At 69.4% G+C, this 552-nt stretch carries 2 pseudogenes; both read right to left on the bottom strand.

Going from position 1 to position 552, the window contains the following annotated elements:
- Positions 1-350: pseudogene (locus LPA54_RS35920) on the bottom strand (FtsW/RodA/SpoVE family cell cycle protein); the annotation flags it as partial.
- Positions 350-552: pseudogene (fhaB, locus tag LPA54_RS35915) on the bottom strand (antibiotic biosynthesis regulator FhaB); the annotation flags it as partial. The pseudogenes fhaB and LPA54_RS35920, both read right to left, overlap by 1 nt.

Here is a 552-nt window from a genome sequence, read left to right as displayed (position 1 = left end):
AGCACGATCTTGGCGAACTCACCGGGCTGGAGCGTGCCGAGGCCGGGGATCTTGATCCAGATCCTGGCGCCGAAGACGTTGTGGCCGAGGCCCGGGACCAGCGGCAGGAGCAGCAGCACCAGCGCGCCCGCCATCGAGATGTAGGTGTAGCGCTGCAGGACGCGGTGGTCCTTGAGGAAGAACAGCACGGCCACGAACAGGGCCACGCCGATCGCCGAGTACATCAGCTGGCGCGGCGCGGCCTCCACGAACGTCCGGCTCTGCTGGAGGCGCTCGGACTGGTCCAGGCGCCAGATGGCGACCAGCCCCAGGCCGTTGAGCAGCGTGGCGAGCGGCAGCAGCAGCGGGTCCGGTCCAGGTAGGTGCCGTTGGTGGAGCCCAGGTCCTCGACGATCCACTGACCGTCGCGGTCCGGGTAGATCCTGGCATGGCGGCTGGAGGCGTAGTCGTCGTCCAGCACGATCGTGCTGTCGTGCGCCCGGCCCAGGGTGATGGTCTGGCCCTGGAGCGCGACGGTGGTGCCGGTCAGGGTGCCCTCGGTCACGACCAGCT

Origin of the sequence: Streptomyces sp. DH12 (assembly GCF_020873895.1) — a bacterium.
In the GTDB taxonomy this organism is placed as follows: Bacteria; Actinomycetota; Actinomycetes; order Streptomycetales; family Streptomycetaceae; genus Streptomyces.
Note: the sequence above shows the minus strand (reverse complement) of the source record. Positions and strands in the feature narration are given on the sequence as shown.